The sequence below is a fragment of the Streptomyces sp. HPF1205 genome (genome assembly GCF_020400825.1).
Lineage (GTDB): Bacteria > Actinomycetota > Actinomycetes > Streptomycetales > Streptomycetaceae > Actinacidiphila.
In genome coordinates this window covers 160574-178432 of sequence record NZ_JAINVH010000007.1, presented here as the reverse complement: position 1 = coordinate 178432, position 17859 = coordinate 160574, and the positions used below count along the sequence as shown (strand labels likewise).

The 17859-nt window shown below is 72.9% G+C and carries 18 protein-coding genes and 1 pseudogene; 2 read left to right on the top strand and 17 right to left on the bottom strand.

Annotated elements, in window-relative coordinates; translation table 11 throughout:
* Window positions 1-9: 9 nt before the first annotated feature.
* Entirely contained in the window at window positions 10-888 is an 879-nt protein-coding gene (locus K7G61_RS10785) for a helix-turn-helix domain-containing protein (protein ID WP_225846494.1), read from the bottom strand.
* A gap of 213 nt (window positions 889-1101) precedes the next feature.
* Between K7G61_RS10785 and K7G61_RS10780 the strand changes: the two genes are divergently transcribed.
* On the top strand, window positions 1102-2028 hold the full coding sequence (locus K7G61_RS10780) for an alpha/beta hydrolase (protein ID WP_225846493.1): 927 nt from the start codon (window positions 1102-1104) through the stop codon (window positions 2026-2028).
* A gap of 106 nt (window positions 2029-2134) precedes the next feature.
* Here the strand turns inward: K7G61_RS10780 and K7G61_RS10775 are convergent, their stop codons facing one another.
* The 5 genes from K7G61_RS10775 to rpsB all read right to left on the bottom strand — a co-directional run bounded on the left by K7G61_RS10775 (window position 2135) and on the right by rpsB (window position 6719).
* Window positions 2135-3127, bottom strand: coding sequence for a phosphatidate cytidylyltransferase (locus tag K7G61_RS10775; RefSeq protein WP_374204105.1), 993 nt, complete (start codon window positions 3125-3127; stop codon window positions 2135-2137).
* A gap of 105 nt (window positions 3128-3232) precedes the next feature.
* Complete coding sequence (frr, locus tag K7G61_RS10770; protein ID WP_225846578.1) at window positions 3233-3790, bottom strand: ribosome recycling factor; 558 nt, start codon at window positions 3788-3790, stop codon at window positions 3233-3235.
* Between the two features lie 85 nt (window positions 3791-3875).
* Entirely contained in the window at window positions 3876-4661 is a 786-nt protein-coding gene (gene pyrH / locus K7G61_RS10765) for a UMP kinase (protein WP_225846491.1), read from the bottom strand.
* Between the two features lie 153 nt (window positions 4662-4814).
* A complete protein-coding gene (gene tsf, locus K7G61_RS10760) occupies window positions 4815-5651 on the bottom strand; it encodes a translation elongation factor Ts (RefSeq protein ID WP_225846490.1) in 837 nt (278 codons plus the stop codon).
* Window positions 5652-5828: 177 nt separating this feature from the next.
* On the bottom strand, window positions 5829-6719 hold the full coding sequence (gene rpsB, locus K7G61_RS10755) for a 30S ribosomal protein S2 (protein ID WP_225846489.1): 891 nt from the start codon (window positions 6717-6719) through the stop codon (window positions 5829-5831).
* A gap of 270 nt (window positions 6720-6989) precedes the next feature.
* Between rpsB and K7G61_RS10750 the strand changes: the two genes are divergently transcribed.
* Window positions 6990-7646 (top strand): peptidoglycan DD-metalloendopeptidase family protein, encoded by a 657-nt coding sequence (locus K7G61_RS10750; RefSeq protein ID WP_225846488.1) that lies wholly within the window; start codon window positions 6990-6992, stop codon window positions 7644-7646.
* Here K7G61_RS10750 and K7G61_RS10745 read toward each other — a convergent pair.
* The 11 genes and pseudogenes from K7G61_RS10745 to lepB (K7G61_RS10695) all read right to left on the bottom strand — a co-directional run bounded on the left by K7G61_RS10745 (window position 7636) and on the right by lepB (K7G61_RS10695) (window position 17818).
* Complete coding sequence (locus K7G61_RS10745; RefSeq protein ID WP_225846577.1) at window positions 7636-8193, bottom strand: TetR/AcrR family transcriptional regulator; 558 nt, start codon at window positions 8191-8193, stop codon at window positions 7636-7638. The two genes, K7G61_RS10750 and K7G61_RS10745, sit on opposite strands and share 11 nt — an antisense overlap.
* 54 nt (window positions 8194-8247) lie before the next feature.
* Window positions 8248-9084 (bottom strand): RNA polymerase sigma factor WhiG, encoded by an 837-nt coding sequence (whiG, locus tag K7G61_RS10740; protein ID WP_225846487.1) that lies wholly within the window; start codon window positions 9082-9084, stop codon window positions 8248-8250.
* Window positions 9085-9363: 279 nt separating this feature from the next.
* A complete protein-coding gene (gene dprA / locus K7G61_RS10735) occupies window positions 9364-10728 on the bottom strand; it encodes a DNA-processing protein DprA (RefSeq protein WP_374204104.1) in 1365 nt (454 codons plus the stop codon).
* Window positions 10725-12356, bottom strand: a complete 1632-nt coding sequence (locus tag K7G61_RS10730; protein ID WP_225846486.1) for a YifB family Mg chelatase-like AAA ATPase — start codon at window positions 12354-12356, stop codon at window positions 10725-10727. Before K7G61_RS10730 ends, dprA begins: the two co-directional genes overlap by 4 nt.
* The gene (locus K7G61_RS10725; RefSeq protein ID WP_225846485.1) at window positions 12356-12718 is read right to left on the bottom strand and encodes a YraN family protein; all 363 of its coding nucleotides are present in this window, start codon (window positions 12716-12718) and stop codon (window positions 12356-12358) included. Before K7G61_RS10725 ends, K7G61_RS10730 begins: the two co-directional genes overlap by 1 nt.
* Window positions 12719-12803: 85 nt before the next feature.
* Window positions 12804-13130: a DUF2469 domain-containing protein gene (locus K7G61_RS10720; RefSeq protein WP_018562949.1), complete on the bottom strand. Its 327-nt coding sequence runs from the start codon at window positions 13128-13130 to the stop codon at window positions 12804-12806.
* A gap of 40 nt (window positions 13131-13170) precedes the next feature.
* Complete coding sequence (locus K7G61_RS10715; protein ID WP_374204113.1) at window positions 13171-13749, bottom strand: NUDIX hydrolase; 579 nt, start codon at window positions 13747-13749, stop codon at window positions 13171-13173.
* An 85-nt stretch (window positions 13750-13834) separates the two neighbouring features.
* Window positions 13835-14596 (bottom strand): signal peptidase I, encoded by a 762-nt coding sequence (gene lepB / locus K7G61_RS10710; protein ID WP_225846484.1) that lies wholly within the window; start codon window positions 14594-14596, stop codon window positions 13835-13837.
* Window positions 14597-14630: 34 nt separating this feature from the next.
* On the bottom strand, window positions 14631-15632 hold the full coding sequence (lepB, locus tag K7G61_RS10705) for a signal peptidase I (RefSeq protein ID WP_225846483.1): 1002 nt from the start codon (window positions 15630-15632) through the stop codon (window positions 14631-14633).
* A 172-nt stretch (window positions 15633-15804) separates the two neighbouring features.
* Window positions 15805-17028: pseudogene (lepB, locus tag K7G61_RS10700) on the bottom strand (signal peptidase I); the annotation flags it as partial.
* Complete coding sequence (gene lepB / locus K7G61_RS10695; RefSeq protein ID WP_225846482.1) at window positions 17021-17818, bottom strand: signal peptidase I; 798 nt, start codon at window positions 17816-17818, stop codon at window positions 17021-17023. The gene lepB (K7G61_RS10695) and the pseudogene lepB (K7G61_RS10700), both read right to left, overlap by 8 nt.
* Window positions 17819-17859 lie beyond the last annotated feature (41 nt).

Here is a 17859-nt window from a genome sequence, read left to right as displayed (position 1 = left end):
CCGGGACGGTCATCGGGTCGTGTCCCGTGTCCGGTCGGTGCCCGGCTGCGGGGCGGTCCACGAGGTGAGGATGCGCAGGGCGTCGTGGGAGGGGCTGCCGGGTTCGGCCGTCAGGACCATCAGGCGCTGCCCTGAGCCGTCGGGGCTGGCCCAGGTGTCGCAGTCGAGGGTGAGGTCGCCCACCAGGTGGTGGCGGTAGCGCTTGGTGCCGTAGCTGGCGCTGTTGACGCGGTGTTCGGCCCACCACGAGCGGAAGTCGGGGTCCTGCAGCGACAGTTCGCCGACGAGCTGGGCGAGCTCGGGATCGTCGGGGTCGCCCGCGGCCTCCATGCGCAGCGCGGCGACGGCTTCCTGGGCGTCGTGGGCCCAGTCCCGGTGCAGCTCCCGTACCACCGGGTGCGTGAACAGCAGCCGCATGTAGTTGCGCCGGTTCGCCGGGAGGGCGGCGAAGTCGGTGTAGAGGACAGCGGCGGCGGGGTTCCAGGCCAGGACGTCCAGGCGTCTGCCGAGGACGAGTGCGGGTGTCCCGGTGAGCTGGTCGAGCAGGCGCCGCATGGCCGGACGCGGGCGTTGGACCGGCCGGCGGCGGCGCGGGCGGGCGTCGCTCCGTCCGGCGAGTTCGTAGAGGTACCGCTGCTGGTCGTCGTCGAGGCGCAGGGCGCGGGCCAGGGTGGTCAGCACGGATACGGACGCCCGGACGCGGCCCTGTTCCAGCCGCGTGTAGTAGTCCACGCTGATGGCGGCGAGCCGGGCGACCTCCTCGCGGCGCAGTCCGGCGACCCTGCGGGCGCAGTCCGTCTCCGGAATGCCGCAGTCGCGCGGCGCGAGCTGGGCCCGGCGGGCCTTGAGGAAGTCTCCCAGGGCGCGGGCGTCGGAGTCCGAGGTCATGCCCTCAGTGTCACGCCCCCGGCACGAGCGCGGCACATGCATGGGGGGGCAGATCCTTTCCCAGGCAGAAACCTGTCTCTCCCGCTCCCGCGGAACCCGGCGGAACGTGGGAGGTGCCCGGCGGGGTACGGCCCCCGGCCCGCACCGCCGGGGCCCCGTTCACGTCGTCGACGTCTTCGTCACGTCATCCCCGTCTGCGAGGAGAGTGCCCTCATGGCCCGCACCACCGTCCGTTTCGACAGCGCCGGCATCCCCATCGCCGCCCACCTCTACACCCCCGACGCGCCCGCGCCGGGCCGGCTTCCCGCGCTCGTGGTCGGTCACCCCGGCACCGGCGTGAAGGAGCAGACCTCCGGCACGTACGCGCGGCGGATGGCGGAGCGCGGCTTCGTCACCCTCGCCTTCGACGCCGCCTACCAGGGCGAGTCCGGCGGCCTGCCCCGTGGCCTGGAGGACCCCGCCCAGCGCGTGGAGGACTTCAAGGCCGCCGTCTCCTACCTCACCACCCGGGACGAGGTCGACACCGACCGCATCGGTCTGCTGGGCATCTGCGCCTCCGGCAGCTACTCGCTGGCCGCCACCGGCGGCGACCACCGCGTGAAGGCCGTGGCCACCGTGTCCACGGCCGAGCCCGCCCGGCAGTTCCGCCTCGGCGCCGACGGCACCCAGGACCCGGCCGTCTTCCAGTCGCTGCTCGACGCCGCCGCGGCGGCCCGCAGCGCCGCCGCACGGGGCGAGGACCCCGGTGCGATGACCATGTTCCCGCAGACCGCGGAGCAGGCCCGTGCGCTCGGCGGCGAGCACGGCGTCGAGGGCTTCGAGTACTACTGCACGGCGCGCGGCGAGCACGAGCGCTCCGCGAAGACCCTCGCCTGGGAGAGCATCGACAGGATGTCCCTCCACGACGCCTTCCTCGCCGTCCCGCTGATCGGGCCCCGCCCCATGCTGCAGATCATCGGCGAACGCGCCGTCACCGCCTGGATGGCCGTCGAGGCCCACCAGCGCGCCACCGGCCCCAAGGAGATCCACTGGATCAAGGGCGCCAGCCACGTCGACATGTACGACAAGAAGGAGTACGTCGACCTCGCCGTCGACAAGCTCACCGGCTTCTACACCACCCACCTCGCCGCCGCCCGGTGAGGGCGCGGGAGGCCGCGTGAGAGCGCGGGAAGCCGCGTGAGGCCGCGTGAGGCCGCGGGCCAGGTGCCGTGCTTCGAACGGGCGCGGGGCAGGGTCCGCGGCGCCGTCAGCCCTGGCCGACGAAGATCACCAGCAGCAGCCACACCACGGGCGCCGTCGGCAGCAGCGAGTCCAGGCGGTCCATGATGCCGCCGTGGCCCGGCAGCAGGGTGCCCATGTCCTTGATGCCGAGGTCGCGCTTGATCATGGACTCGCCGAGGTCGCCGAGAGTGGCGCTGACGGCCGCGGCCAGGCCCAGGAGGAGGCCTTGCCACCATTGGCCGTCGTCGATGGCGAACTGCATGAGGAGGGCGCCGGCCAGCATGGCGAACGCGATGGCGCCGAGCAGGCCCTCGCGGGTCTTGCCGGGGCTGATGCGGGGCGCCAGTTTGTGCTTGCCGAACCGCCAGCCGACCGCGTAGGCGCCGGTGTCGCTGACGATGGTGAGCACCAGGAAGGTCAGCACGCGGCGCGGGCCGTCGTCCGCGGCGAGCATCATGACCACGAACGTGGCGAGGAAGGGGACGTAGAAGGCGGCGAAAAGGGCGGCTGTGACGTCCCGCAGGTAGTCGTGGGGCGGCCCGGCCATCCGCCAGACGAGGGCCGCCAGCGCGGTCAGCGCCATCGCCACCCAGGCGCCCTCGGCGCCGCGCACATACCCCGCCACGACCATCGCGATGCCGCCGGCCACGAGCGGGACCAGCGGCACCCGGATGCCCTTGCGCTCCGCGAGCCGCGAGGTCAGCTCCCACAGGCCCACGGTGACGGCGGCGCCGACCACGCCGACGAAGACCGCCTTGACGATGAACAGCGCCACCACGATGACGGCGCCGAGGCCGACCCCGACCCCTATCGCCGCCCGCAGGTCGCGGCCCGCGGACTTCTTGGGAGCGGGCGCGCCCGGAGGCGGTGACGGCGGTGCGGCGGGCGGCGGTGGCGGCATGGCGGACGTGTTCCTCCAGGTGCCGTGCTCCACCGCGGGCCCCGCCGTGCCGTCCGCCGCGGAACCCGCCGTCGCGTGACCGGCGCGTGGCGAAGCGCCCCAGGAAGAGTCGTTCACGGAGCTTCGCCTCGCGTCGTCGGGTCGGAGTCGGGGGTCACGGCAGGATCGGTGGGGGTGCGGGCACGGGTCACGGGGTGTACGGAGCGGCGTGCCGGGGCCGGGTCAGACCTCCAGCAGCTCCGCTTCCTTGTGCTTGAGCAGCTCGTCGACTTGGGCCACGTACTTGGCGGTCGTGTCGTCGAGCTCCTTCTCCGCGCGGCGCACCTCGTCCTCTCCGGTCTCGCCGTCCTTGACGAGCTTGTCGAGGGTCTCCTTGGCCTTGCGGCGGACGCTGCGGATGGAGATCTTGGCGTCCTCGCCCTTGGCCTTGGCGACCTTGATGTACTCCCGGCGGCGCTCCTCGGTGAGCTGCGGGAAGACCACCCGGATGATACGGCCGTCGTTGCTCGGGTTGACGCCGAGGTCGGAGTTGCGGATCGCCTCTTCGATGTTGCGCAGGCTGGAGCTGTCGAAGGGGGTGATCACGGCCATCCGGGGCTCGGGCACCGCGAAGGAGGCGAGCTGGTTGATGGGGGTGACGGTGCCGTAGTACTCGGCCACGATCTTGTTGAACATCGCCGGGTGCGCACGGCCGGTGCGGATCGCCGCGAAGTCGTCCTTGGCGACGGCGACGGCCTTCTCCATCTTCTCCTCGGCTTCGAGGAGGGTTTCTTCAATCACCATGTGCTCCTGGTTTCAGAAGGCGGACGTCAGTGTGACGGCGAACGTCGTTGTGACGGCCGACGCCATTGTGACGGGAAACTCATCACGCCCGGGTGCCCTGGTCGTTGACCAGTGTGCCGATCTTCTCACCCTTGACGGCCCGCGCGATGTTCCCCTCGGCGAGCAGCTCGAACACCAGGATCGGCAGCTTGTTGTCCTGGCAGAGGGTGATCGCCGTGAGGTCGGCGACCCGCAGGTCCCGTGCGATGACCTCGCCGTACTCCAGCGCGTCGAACCGTACCGCGTCCGGATTGTGCTTGGGGTCGGAGTCGTACACCCCGTCCACGCCGTTCTTGCCCATCAGCATGGCGGCGGCGTCGATCTCCAGGGCGCGCTGGGCGGCGGTGGTGTCGGTGGAGAAGTACGGCATGCCCATGCCGGCGCCGAAGATGACGACGCGGCCCTTCTCCAGGTGCCGTACGGCCCGCAGCGGGATGTACGGCTCGGCCACCTGCCCCATGGTGATGGCGGTCTGCACCCGGGTCTCGATGCCTTCCTTCTCCAGGAAGTCCTGGAGCGCCAGGCAGTTCATCACCGTGCCGAGCATGCCCATGTAGTCCGAGCGTGCCCGGTCCATGCCGCGCTGCTGGAGCTCCGCGCCGCGGAAGAAGTTGCCGCCGCCGACGACCAGCGCGATCTCGTAACCGTCCCGGACGACGGCGGCGATCTCCCGGGCGATGGCGTGCACGACGTCGGGATCGACACCGAGCCCGCCGCCGCCGGCGAACGCCTCGCCGGACAGCTTCAGCAGGTAGCGGCGGGGGGCGACACCGCTGCGGGCATTCGCTGTCGCGGGGGCGGGGGTGGCTTTGGGGGCGCCTTCGTCCATGGGTTCTCCTCGTGCACGTACAAAGGAGGCCATTGCCGTTGGGTCCTCGGGGGTTCCGGTTCCCGCTACGGCAATGGCCTCCTCGTCACATCCGCGGCCGCCGGCGGGCGGCCGGCCGCTCACGACCCTAGCGGGCCGTCGGTCATTGGGTGGTCAGACGCCGACACGGAAGCGGGCGAACCGCTTGAGCGTGACACCGGCCTCGTCGAGCACCTTTTGGACGGTCTTCTTCGGGTCCTTGGCGAACGCCTGCTCCAGGACGACGTTCTCCTTGAAGAAGCCGTTCACCCGGCCCTCGACGATCTTCGGCAGGGCGGCCTCGGGCTTGCCCTCCTCGCGAGCGGTGGCCTCGGCGACCCGGCGCTCGTTGTCCACGGTAGTCGCGTCGATCTCGTCGCGGCTGAGGTACTTCGGCGCGAAGGCGGCGATGTGCTGCGCGACGTCCTTGGCGGTCTGGGCGTCGGCCTTGTCCAGCTCGACCAGGACGCCGACCTGCGGGGGCAGGTCCGGGCTCGTGCGGTGCAGGTAGGAGGCGACGTAGCCGTCGGTGAACTGGGCGAAGCGGTCCAGGACGATCTTCTCGCCGAGGGTGGCGTTGGCCTCGTCCACGTACGCCTGGACGGTCTGGCCGTCCTTGATCTCCGAGCCCAGCAGCGCCTCGATGTCGGCCGGCTTGGTCGCCGCGACGTGGGCGGCGATGGCGTCGGCGACGGCGACGAACTTGTCGCCCTTGGCGACGAAGTCGGTCTCGCACTTCAGCTCGAGCAGCACGCCCTCGGCGTTGTCGTCGGCGATCAGGGAGACGACGGCGCCGTTGGAGGCCGAGCGGCCCTCGCGCTTGGTGACGCCCTTCTGGCCCTTGACGCGCAGGATCTCGACGGCCTTTTCCAGGTCGCCGTCGGCCTCGCTGAGGGCGTTCTTGCAGTCCATCATGCCCGCGGCGGTCAGCTCGCGGAGCTTCTTGACGTCGGCGGCGGTGAAGTTCGCCATGGGTTTGAGTCTCTTCCCGAATGGTCGGTGGATCTACGGGTGAACGGCGGGGGCGTGTGCCCCCGCCGTCGTCACGCGCGGTTCTCTTGGTCGCCCCGGCCGGGCGGCCCGGGGGCCGCCCTCGCGCCGGGCGCGGGCACTGGGCCACGCGAGTGCCCGGGCGCCGGGCGCGCGGGCTCAGCCCTGCTGGGCGTCGCCCTCGGCGGCCGGGGCCTCGGCGGCGGGCGCCTCGGCGGTCTCCGCGGCCTGCGCGGTCTCCGCTGCCGGAGCGGCGTCGGCGGGGGCCTCCGCCTTCTTCTCGCCCTCCAGCAGGTCCCGCTCCCACTCGGCGAGCGGCTCGGCGGCGCCCTCGGCCTTCTTGTCGCTCAGCGCGGCACCGGAGCGGGCGATGAGGCCCTCGGCGACGGCGTCGGCGATCACGCGGGTGAGCAGCGTGACGGAGCGGATCGCGTCGTCGTTGCCCGGGATCTTGTAGTCGACCTCGTCGGGGTCGCAGTTGGTGTCGAGGATGGCGACGACCGGGATGCGGAGCTTGCGCGCCTCACCGACGGCGATGTGCTCCTTCTTGGTGTCGACGATCCAGACGGCGCTGGGCACCTTCTGCATCTCGCGGATGCCGCCCAGGGTCTTCTCCAGCTTCTCCTTCTCGCGGGAGAGGACCAGGAGCTCCTTCTTGGTCAGGCCGGACGAGGCCACGTCCTCGAAGTCGATCTCCTCGAGCTCCTTGAGGCGCTGCAGGCGCTTGTAGACCGTCGAGAAGTTGGTGAGCATGCCGCCCAGCCAGCGCTGGTTGACGTACGGCATGCCGACGCGGGACGCCTGCTCGGCGATGGCCTCCTGCGCCTGCTTCTTGGTGCCGACGAACATGATGGAACCGCCGTGCGCGACGGTCTCCTTGACGAACTCGTAGGCGCGGTCGATGTACGACAGCGACTGGAGCAGGTCGATGATGTAGATGCCGTTGCGCTCGGTGAAGATGAAGCGCTTCATCTTCGGGTTCCAGCGGCGGGTCTGGTGCCCGAAGTGGACGCCGCTCTCCAGCAGCTCCCGCATCGTGACGACGGCCATGGCCGTACTCCTTGAGGTACTCGGTTATACAGCGACCACCGGACGGCGGTCGCCCCTGACGCCCCGGCGCGCCGTGCCACGAGGGACCGAGGGGCGCGGCCACCGCCCGCTTGACGACGGGTGGGTGGCGGGGCGTGCGAAGTCGACCCGGTGACCCGGATCGCCAGGGAAAGTGTACGGGACCGGCGGACTGCCGGGCGACACCCGGGGTTTTCCACAGGCCACGACCATGATCGTCGCGGGGCGGGCGGAGTGCGGGATCGTGGACGCATGACGATCACGGTGTTGTGGTTCATGGCGGTGCTGGCGGTCACGGGCGCGACCGCGAGCGGTACGGCCGTCGGCGGCGCGGCGGGGACGGGGACGCGCGCGGCGGTCACGGGTGCGGCGGCGGCCCCGTTACGGGAGGTACTCGCGGTGGCCGGTGTTCCGCCCGGCGGGGCCGTCGGGTGCGCGGGCGGGCGCTGCTGGCCGGTGGCGGGCCGGGGCCCGCGGGGTCGGCCGGTGGTGCTGCGCGGCTTCGAGCCTCCCGCGACGCCGTGGGGCGCGGGGCACCGCGGGGTGGATCTGCGGGCGGGCCCGGGCACGGCGGTGCGGGCCGCGGCGGCGGGCCGTGTCGCCTTCGCCGGACAGGTCGGCGGGACGCCGGTGGTGGTGGTCGCACTGCCGGGGCGGCTGCGGGTGACGTACGAGCCGGTGCGCGCGACGGTCCCGCTCGGCGCGGTCGTGGCCGCGGGTGAGCGGGTCGGTGTCGTGACGGGTGCCCCTCCCCGCTGCCGTGCGAGCCCGGTCCCGCACTGCGGGGTCTTTCACTGGGGTCTGCTGCGCGACGGCGCCTACCTGGACCCGCTGACCTTGCTGCCGCCCGCCTTGCTGCGGTCAGGGCCGTCCAGGCTGCTGCCGGTCTATTCGGCGGTCACCGGCTGACGCCGTGCAGGACCATGCGGACGGCGGCGGTCACAATCCGCTCGGGCGGTTCGGCGGCGCCGAGTTCGATCCGGCGGACGGCGGCGTCCACCACGCCCTGCAGCAGCATCGCGGTCAGCCGGGGCTCGTCGTGCCCGAGTGACTGCAGGGCGGCCACGACCATGGCGACGAGGCCGCCGTGGGCGGCGCGGATCTTCTCCCGGGCGCCGGCGTCCAGCTCGCCCGCGGAGATCGCGACGACGGCGCGGTGGCGGCGGTCGCCGACCAGGGCGAGCTGGGTGCGGACGTAGGCCTCGATCTGGGCCTCGGGGGTCGGCGCGGCCTCCATCGCGGCCTCGACCTCGGCGGCCCATACGGGGAAGTCGCTCGCGCAGAGCGCCTCGACGACGGCGGCGCGGGAGCGGAAGTACTCGTAGACCGAGGAGCGCGCGAGTCCGGTCCGCTCGGCCAGGGCGGGGAAGGTCAGGGCCTCCGTGCCGCCCTCGGCGAGCAGCGAACGCGCCGCGTCCAGCAGGGCCCGGCGCTGCATGCTCCGGTGTTCGGCCACCGAGGCCGCTCGAATCCTGGGCATTCCCCCACTGTAAGAGGTCGGAGCCCGCTCTCAGCGCCCCACGTCGGCGAGCTTTGCCCGCAGTTGAAGGACGGACTTGGTGTGGATCTGGCTGACCCGGCTCTCGGTGACGCCGAGCACCTGGCCGATCTCGGCGAGTGTGAGGCCCTCGTAGTAGTAGAGCGTGACGACGGTCTTCTCGCGCTCGGGCAGGGTGTTGACGGCGCGGGCCAGCAGGCGGCGCAGCTCGCGGTCCTCGGCGACCTCGACGGGGTCGTCGGCCCCGGTGTCCTCCAGCGTGTCGACCAGGCTGATGCGCTCGCCGCCCTCGGCGCCGACGTGCAGCAGCTCTTCGAGGGCGACCACGTTGGCCAGCGACAGCGCGCTGAACACGCCGTGCAGCTCCTCCAGTCCGACGCCCATCTCGGCGGCGACCTCGGGCTCGCTGGGCGTCCGGCGCAGCTTGGCCTCCAAGGTGGCGTAGGCCCGCTCGACCGCACGGGCCTTCTGCCGCACCGAGCGGGGGATCCAGTCCAGCGCGCGCAGCTCGTCGATCATGGCGCCGCGGATCCGGGTGATCGCGTAGGTCTCGAATTTGATCGCGCGGTCCGGGTCGAACTTCTCGATGGCGTCGATGAGGCCGAACACCCCGGAGGACACGAAGTCCGCCTGTTCCACATTGGCGGGCAGTCCCACGCTCACCCGGCCGGCCACGTACTTCACCAGCGGCGAGTAGTGCAGGATCAACTGTTCCCGCAGCCGGGCGTCCCCCGTCTCCTTGTAGGTCCGCCACAACGCGTCGAGCGAGGCGGGGGCGGCGGGCCCAGGGGTGGTGGGGGCGGCGGTCGCCGCCGTCGCCCTTTCGGACCCGGGGGTGTGCTGGGTCATGCGTCCTTTTGAGCCGTTCTGCCGTGAAGTGGGCGGGAAATCGAACCTCCGCGAGCGTAGCGTGACCATAGTGTCGCTGATTGCTACGGCATCCGTGTGGGACATGCGCAGATACGTTCCTGTGCGGACGCGAGGTCACCTGACGGGGCACGGGATCCGGCCCGGGTGGACGGCCGGTCCCAGGGGCAATGATGCGCACCCGGCCGCCCTGCCGCGGGCCCTCCCGACAACACCCCAGGTCATGGCGCTGTCCTGTCACCTGATGGTGTGTCGATAGCGTCAACGGGTCCGGTCGGGCGGCCCGCCGCGCGCGGTACGGACCAACGCCCAGCCGTCCGCGTCCCGCGTCACGAAACCCAGGGCCTGCAATTCGAGGAGCCGCCCGAGCGTGTCGGCCCGTCCCACCCCGGCGGCCCGCGCGATCTCCTCCTCCCTGGCGCCTCCCCGGCCGGGCAGCGCGTCCAGCACCCGCGCGGTGGCCGGCCGCAGCAGATCCCGCGGCAGCACGGGCCCGCGGCGCGCCGGCGCCAGGTCGGCCCCGATGCTGCCCACCATCTCCACCACCTCGGCTGCGTCGGTGACCAGTACGGCGTCACCGCGGAGCATTTCGTGGACCCCCTCCGACATCCGGCTCGTACACGGCCCGGGCACACCCATCGTCACCCTGCCCAGCTCGGCGGCGCGGCGGGCGGTGATGAGCGAACCGCTGCGGTACCTCGCCTCGACCACCACCGTGCCGCGGGTGAGCGCGGCGATCACCCGGTTCCTGAGCACGAACCTCACCCGGGTCGGATGGTCTCCCGGCGGCAGCTCCCCCAGCAGCAGGCCCCGTTCGGCGATGGTGTCGATCAGGTCCGCGTTGCCCCGCGGATAGGGGACGTCCACCCCGCAGGCGAGGACGCCGATCGTGGCGCCGCCCGCGTTGAGGGTGCTGCGGTGGACCGCGCCGTCCACCCCGTACGCCGCGCCGGAGACCACCACCCAGCCCGCCTCGGCCAGTCCCGCGCCCAGCAGGACCGCCATGTGGCGGCCGTAGTCGGTGCACGTCCTGGCGCCCACCACGGCCACCGACCGCAGTGCCCACAGCCGCAGGCTCGCCGGGCCGCGCACCCACAGGCCCAGTGGCCGCTCGTCCCCCAGATCGTCCAGCTGCCCGGGCCAGTCGCCTTCCCCTGGACACAGGAACCGCCCGCCCACCCGGTGCACCGCCACCAGGTCCGCCACGGGGTCCGCGTGCGCCGCCTTGATCGCATAGCGCTCGGTGCGCTCCTGGCGAGCTCCCGGCAGCGGCCTCCCGGCCAGGGCGGCGCGCCACACCTCGCCCGCGCCGAGCTCCCGCACCGCCCGGCCCATCACCTTGTCGCCGGGGTCGGCCACCCTGGTCAGGGCCACCCGCGCCAGCCGCTCCTGCCAGGGCGCGCACTCCCCCGGGGCCCGGCCACCGGCCGCCCCGCCGGACCCCTCGCCTGCCCCGCCGCCTGCCCCGCCTTCCGGCCCGCCGCCTGACTCGCCGCCTGGCTGGGCGTCGGCCTCGCCGCCTCCCTTCGTCGTGGCCCAAACCCGGGCGCCTCCGGTCAGCCGGCCGCCCTCGTACACCGCCCGCAGTGCCTCTTCTTCACCGGCCCGCCCGGTGCTGCCCCTCACCGCTGCCCCGCCATGACCGCGCCCCGGGCGACCCCGGTGCGCAACTGGAGTGCCTGCAGGACGTCCGAGGCCTCCGGGCGGGCGTGCCCGGCCAGGTCGGCGATGGTCCAGGCGACCCGCAGCACCCGGTCCAGGCCGCGGGCGGTGAGCAGGCCCCGCTCCATGTCGCGCTCGGCGGCGTGCAGGGCGCCGGGGGCCGCGTGCCAGCGGGTGCGCATCTCGTGGCCGGGCACCTCGCCGTTGGTGTGCCACGGGGTGCCGGCGTATCGGGCGGCGGCGCGGGCGCGGGCCTCCAGGACCCGGGCGGCCACGGTGGCGGTCGACTCGCCGCCGCCGTGGTCGATCAGGTCGGACCGGGTGACCGCGTCCACGTCGACCCGCAGGTCGATGCGGTCCAGCAGCGGCCCCGACAGCCGTGCCTGGTAGCGGCGGACCGCTGTCGGCGAGCAGTCGCAACCGCCGGCCAGGGTGGACCAGCGACCGCACGGGCACGGGTTCGCCGCCAGCACCAGCGTGAACCGGGCCGGCAGCCGCATGACCCCGGCCGCGCGGGCGACCACCACGTGACCCGATTCCAGCGGCTGCCGCAGCGCGTCCAGCGCCTGGCCGCTGAACTCCGGCGCCTCGTCCAGGAACAACACCCCGTGATGGGCCAGCGAGACCGCGCCGGGCCTCGGCAGTCCGCTGCCGCCGCCGACCAGGGACGGCATGGTCGCCGAGTGGTGGGGGGCGCAGTAGGGCGGGATGTCGACCAGGGGCCGGCCCGGTGGGAGCATCCCCGCGACCGAGTGGACGGCCGTGACCTCCAGGGACTGCTGCCTGGTCAGCGGGGGCAGGATGCCCGGCAGCCGCTCGGCGAGCATGGTCTTCCCCGCGCCCGGTGGTCCCTTCAGGTACAGGTGGTGTCCCCCGGCCGCGGCGACCTCCAGGGCGAGCCGGGCCGCCCGCTGCCCGGCCACGTCGGCGAGGTCGGGCCCGTCCGCCGATCCGCGGGCGGCCGAGCCGCCGCCCAGGATCGTGGTGATCCCGGTGCCGACGCCGCCGCCGGTGAGCCCGGCCAGCATGGGGTCGGGACGCCCGGCGTCCGCGTCCTCCTCGTCCTCCGCCGGGACCGGCTCGTCGTTGAGCACCGCGACGAGCTGCCGCAGGCTGCGCACCCCGAGGACGGCGACCCCGGGCACGAGCGACGCCTCCGCGGTGTTCTGCTCGGGCACCACCACCTGCCGGTACCCTGCGTCGGCGGCGGCCAGCACGGCCGGGAGCACCCCGCGCACCGGCCGGACCCGGCCGTCCAGGCCCAGCTCGCCGATCATCATCAGGTCGGCGATGGCGGTCGGGGCGATCCGGCCGCCCGCGGCCAGCACCGCGCAGGCCACCGCCAGGTCGAAGCCCGAGCCGCCCTTGGGTACGGACGCCGGGCTCAGGCCCACGGTGAGCTTCTTCGACGGCCAGGTCTCGTCGCTGTTGACGATCGCGGCGCGCACTCGGTCCCGGCTCTCCACCAGGCTCTTGTCGGGCAGTCCCACCAGCGCGAAGGCGGCCACCCCCGGCTCCAGGTCGGCCTGGACCTCCACCACCACGCCCTCGACGCCGATCAGCGCCACCGAGCACGTCCGGGCGAACCCCATCACGCCACCCCCCTGACGTGTTCGACGCGGGCCGCGCCGCGGGCCGGGAGGACGACACCGATCAGGTCGATGCGGACCCCGCCCGGCGGCGTCCCGCCGTGTTCCGCGGTCCATCGCTCGGCCAGCGAGCGCAGCCGCGCCACCTTGCGGACGGTCAGCGCCGCCATCGGATGCTGGAAGTCACCCTCGCGCCGGGTCTTGACCTCGCACACCACCAGGGCGTCCCCCTCGGACGCCAGAATGTCGATCTCGCCCCGCCGGCCACAGCGCCAGTTCCGGACGAGCACGGTCAGCCCGGCGTCCCGCAGCGTACGTGCCGCCACGTCCTCGCCGTACCGCCCCAGCGCACCTCGCGCGTTCATGCGTACCACCTCCGTCACTCACTGTGACAGAGCGCGGCACACCCGAGTCGATCTTGTCAGGGCGCCTGTGGATAACTCGCCGGGGTCAGCCGTTGAAGCCGGAGTCGTCGGACGGCAGGTCGAGGTCCGCCTTGTTCAGCTCCTCGATGTTCACGTCCTTGAACGTCAGCACGCGGACCTGCTTCACGAAGCGGGCCGGCCGGTACATGTCCCACACCCAGGCGTCCGCCATCGAGACCTCGAAGAACACCTCGCCCTGTACCGAGTGCACCTGCATCTCGTAGTCGTTGGTGAGGTAGAACCGGCGCTCGGTCTCGATCACGTACTTGAACAGGCCAACGACGTCGCGGTACTCCCGGTAGAGCTTCAGCTCCATCTCGGTCTCGTATTTTTCGAGGTCCTCGGCGCTCATGGCATGTTCCCCTTCAGCCGTACGTGCCCCCCATTGTGCGTCAGTCGCGTTCCGTCCCCAGGGGGATCGGGGATTGCGGAGGGCCCTCGTCGAGCAGCGTACGCAGCAGCTCGGCGAGCTTGGTGGGATACACCGTCTCACGAGTGCGCAGCAGTTCCCCGCACGTCCACCAGCGCAGCGAGGTCACACTGCGCCGCTCCAGGTCCGTCTGCCCGCTGGTGTCCAGGCCGACCGTATCGGTACGGCCCAGGTGGTACCACTCGTCCTGCTCCCACCGGCGCCCGTCGAACATGAAGGAGCAGGTCCGCTCCCACAGCACCGGCCCGAGCCGCACGTCGGTGATCCCCGTCTCCTCCGCCACCTCGCGCAGCGCCGCCGCCGTCAGGCTCTCGCCGTCCTCCACACCGCCGCCCGGGGTGAACCACCAGGTCACCGAGGGATCGGCCGGTTCGAAGCCGTGCAGCAGGAGGATACGGTCGGCCGGGTCGAGCAGCACCACCCGCGAGGCCCGCCGCCTCGGCGGGCCCGTGCCGGTGTCACCAGGGCCGGTGTCGGTGACCTCGGCGGCACGGCCGCCGGCGCCCGCCGTGCCCGTGCCCGTTGTGCCGGTCCCGGCCACGCTCACGGCCGGGCCGTCCCGCACGGCCGCCGCCTCGTCCCGCTCCATGTCCGGCTCAACACAGCCCCGCCCGGATCCCTTCCGCTCACCGCCGCCGGCTCAGCAGCTTCGCCACCGGCCCGTAGGCGGCGCCGCCCAGGATGAGGACCACCCCGGCGACGACCATGACCACTAGCCATTCCAGCGGCCCGGCCGATGAGGCCCCGCCGCCCGCCAGCGCGTCGAACGCCGGCGTACGGCTCAGCATGCCCATTCGGCCCGTCGGCCATGCCGTGGCGGCCACCCGGCCCTTGACGTCGCTCGCCGGCACCGAGCCGCCCTGGGCGTCCTGGAGGCGGATGCGGGAGTCCTGGGAGACGTCGCGGTTGTCGCCGAGCAGGAAGAGCTCGCCCTTGGGCACGACGGTCGAGAAGCCGGTCAGCGAGGCACGGCCTGGGTGGTCGAGGTACGTCTCCCGGACCGGTGTGCCGTTGACCGTCAGCCGGCCCTGGCTGTCGCAGCAGGCCACCTTGTCGCCGCCGACGCCGACTACCCGCTTGACCTCGGGCATGTCGCCCCACAGCGGGTCCTTGAAGACCACCACGTCGCCCCGGTGCACCGACGAGCCGGAGACGCGCTGCGCGAGCACCTTGTCGCCGGGCCGCACGGTGGGCTGCATGGAGTTGGTGGGCACGGTGTACGGGCGGTACATGAAGGCCGCCCAGGCGAAACCGCCGAGGAACAGCACGCAGCCCAGGGCCACGGCGATCCCCGAGAGCGTGTTCCCCAGACGGCCGCGACCACTTCCGCGGCCGTCCCTGCTCCTCACACCGGCTATCGCGCCGGTGCTGCTGCTCGTGGCACTCATGGATCGGAACCCTACCCGGCGGTACGCCCCCGGGTCAGCCCTCGTCCGGGGGCGTCGTCCCGGCCGGCTCGTCCAGCCGCTTCAGCAACCGCCTGCGGCGGATGAGCACCAGCGGCACCGCGCCCGCCAGGCCGGCCGCCGCGGGGGCCGCCGCGCCGGCCGCGCTGATCCCCGGCTGCGAGAAGGTGCTGGGGATGCCGAGCGTCGCCCAGCGGTTGATCGGCCAGGCCACCACGATGGCGCGGCCCACCACCTGCTTGTCGGAGACCGTGCCGCCGCCGGGGAGCTGCATGTGGTAGCGGGAGTCCAGCGAGTTCTGGCGGTTGTCGCCCATCACCCAGATGCGGTCCTTGGGGACGACGACCTTGAACGGCGCGTCCTTGGAGCAGGCGGTGCTGCCGGGGTGGACGTACGGCTCGTTGAGCGGCTTGCCGTTGACCAGCAGCGGGCCGGTGCCCTTGCACTCCACGGTGTCGCCGCCGACCCCGATGACCCGCTTGATCAGGTCCTTCTCGTCGGCCGACGGCATCAGGCCGATGAAGCTCAGGCTCCTCTGCACGGCCCGCACCACGGGGTTGTGGCTGGGCGGCGGGTTCTCCGGCAGCCACCCGCCCGGGTCGTGGAAGACGACGACCTCGCCGCGGGAGGGATTGGAGCCGAACCACGGGGTCAGCTTGTCGACGAGCACCCTGTCGCCCGGCTGCAGGGTGTTCTGCATCGAGTCCGACGGGATGGAGAACGCCTGGACCAGGAAGGTCTTGATCAGCAGGGCCAGCACCAGGGCGATGCCGACCAGCAGCGGCAGCTCCTTCCAGAAGGAGCGCTGCTGCTTGCCGCGCGGGGAGGACGCGTGCCGGCCGGAGTCGCCGTCGCCGTCCGACCCGCCGGAGCCGGAGGAGGGGCCGGAGGGATCGGCCGGGTCGCCGCCGTCATCAGGACGCGCGTCGTCCTTGGCGCCGGGAACGCCGTAGGGAAGCGGCTCCTCCGTCGGGTCCGGGGTGCCGGGCGCCGGCGCGCCACCCGCGGCGCCGGGCACCCCGTACGCCGCGCCGTCCGGCGCTCCGGGCGTGCCCGGAGCCTGACGGGCCCCGTTCGCCGGAGGACCGCCGATCCCGTTCAGGGGCAGGCCGCCGCTCTCCGCCCGGTCGCCGATCGGGGCGTACCCGGGCGGCGGACCGGCCGCGCCCGTCACATCGTCGGCAGGAGGTACCTGGGGCACCGCGACATCCCCCTTCTCGGGCTCGCCGGATCCAGACCGTGCACCGACCACCAGGTCCCCCACATCCACTCCTCACTCCAGACCGCCGCCCGCCCCGTTTCCGGCGCAGGCCCGCCACTCCCATAACGAGCGGGAGTTCCGCAGGAGTCGGTAGTCGGCTCGATCTTTGACCGTTGTTGGCCCGGCCCACCCTAGTGGCCGACCCTGTGGGGCGCGTCCCGGCCGCGCCAGGGGCGGGCACGGACGCGTACGTTCCCGGCTCCTTCAGCCGTCTCCAGTGGTCGAACGGCCAGGCGATGACGAAGGCCCGGCCGACCACGAGGCTCTCCGGGATCGTTCCCCCGCCGGCCGACGTCATGTGGGACCGGGAATCGGCCGAATCGGAGCGGTGGTCGCCCATCACCCACAGGTGTCCCGGGGGGACGTGGACCGTAAAGGTCATCATGGACGGCGGGTTGCCGGCGTAGAGGTACGGCTCGGTCAGCGGCGTGCCGTTGACGGTGATCCTGCCCTGGGAGTCGCAGCAGGCCACGGTGTCCCCGCCGACGCCGATGACCCGCTTGATCAGATCCTGCTCGCCGGAGGCGGGCAGCAGCCCGATGTAGGTGAAGAACTCCTTCACCTGCTTGACGACCGGCGGGTCGGGCTTCGGCTGGGGCTCGTTCGCCAGCCAGCCGCCGGGGTCCTTGAAGACGACGACGTCCCCCCGGTGGGGCTCGGCGCCGAACCACGGGGTCAGTTTGTCGACGAGTACCCGGTCGCCGATACGGATGGTCTGCTCCATCGACCCGGACGGGATGACGAAGGCCTGCAGCAGGAACGTCTTGAGCACGAGCGCGATCAGCAGCGCCACCCCGACGAGGAGCGGCACCTCCTTGACCAGCGACCGGCGCCGCTTGCGGCGCACCTTCCGGGCCAGCTTGCGCCGCTCGATCCGCGTGGTGCCGGTGAGCCGGTGCGGCGGGGCGTCGGCGGTCGTGCCCGATCCGGTGCCGCTGCCCGATGCGGTGCCGGATGCGGCGCCGTCCGCGCCATGGCCGCCGCCCGCACCGTCCCCGCCTTCGCGGTCGCCGCCGAAGGGGCCGAAGGGGCCGAAGCCCGCGTCCGTGCCGGCGTGCGGGCCCTCACCGGCGCCCGGCGCCTGGCCGGGCCGCGCGTCGGACGGCGGTCCCGCCTTGTGGTAGCCCTTGCGGGGCCGTCCCCTGTTACCCATGAGCGCCTGCCGGGACCGCGGGGATCGCGGCAAAGGCGGCGGGCCTGCGCAGGCGCGTCCAGTGGCCGACCGGCCAGGCGATCCACTCGGCGCGGCCGATCACCCGGCCGACCGGGACGGTGCCGCCGCCCGGATCGCCGAGATGGTCGCGGGAGTCGCGGGAGTCGTCGCGGTGGTCGCCCATCACCCACAGCCTCCCCTGCGGCACCACGATGTCGAACGGCACCCGGGACGGGCTGTCACCCGGATGGAGGTAGGTCTCGTCCAGCGGGTGGCCGTTGACGGTCAACCGGCCCCGCGGGTCGCAGCAGGTGACCCGGTCGCCGCCTATGCCGATGACCCGCTTCACGTAGTCCGTCCCGCCGTTTTGCGTGAACGACCCCTCGCCGTTGAACACGATCACGTCTCCCCGCCGCGGTGTGCCGCCGAAACGGTACGCCAGCTTGTCGACCAGCACTCGGTCGCCGACCCGCAACGTGCCCTCCATGGACCCGCTGGGCACCTGGAAGGGTTCCACCACGTACTGGCTGACGAGCACCAGCACAACGGCGCAGCCGAGCCCCAGCAGGACCGTACGGCCCCATTCCGCCCACCACCGGGTGAACGCCGGGAGCCGGGCCGCGGGCCCGGCGGCGGAGGCCGTGTCACCGGAGTCCGCGTCGCCGGAATCGGCGGCCATGGCTTCGGATGCCTCGCGGTCCGGGACGACGGAACGCGACCGTTCCCCCGGATCCGCCTTCGCGGCGGCGGGGGAACGGTCGCGCTCCGGAACGACTGCTTCGCTGTCCATCGGGGGCTGATGCTATCCGGCCCGCCCGGGAAAGCGGGGCC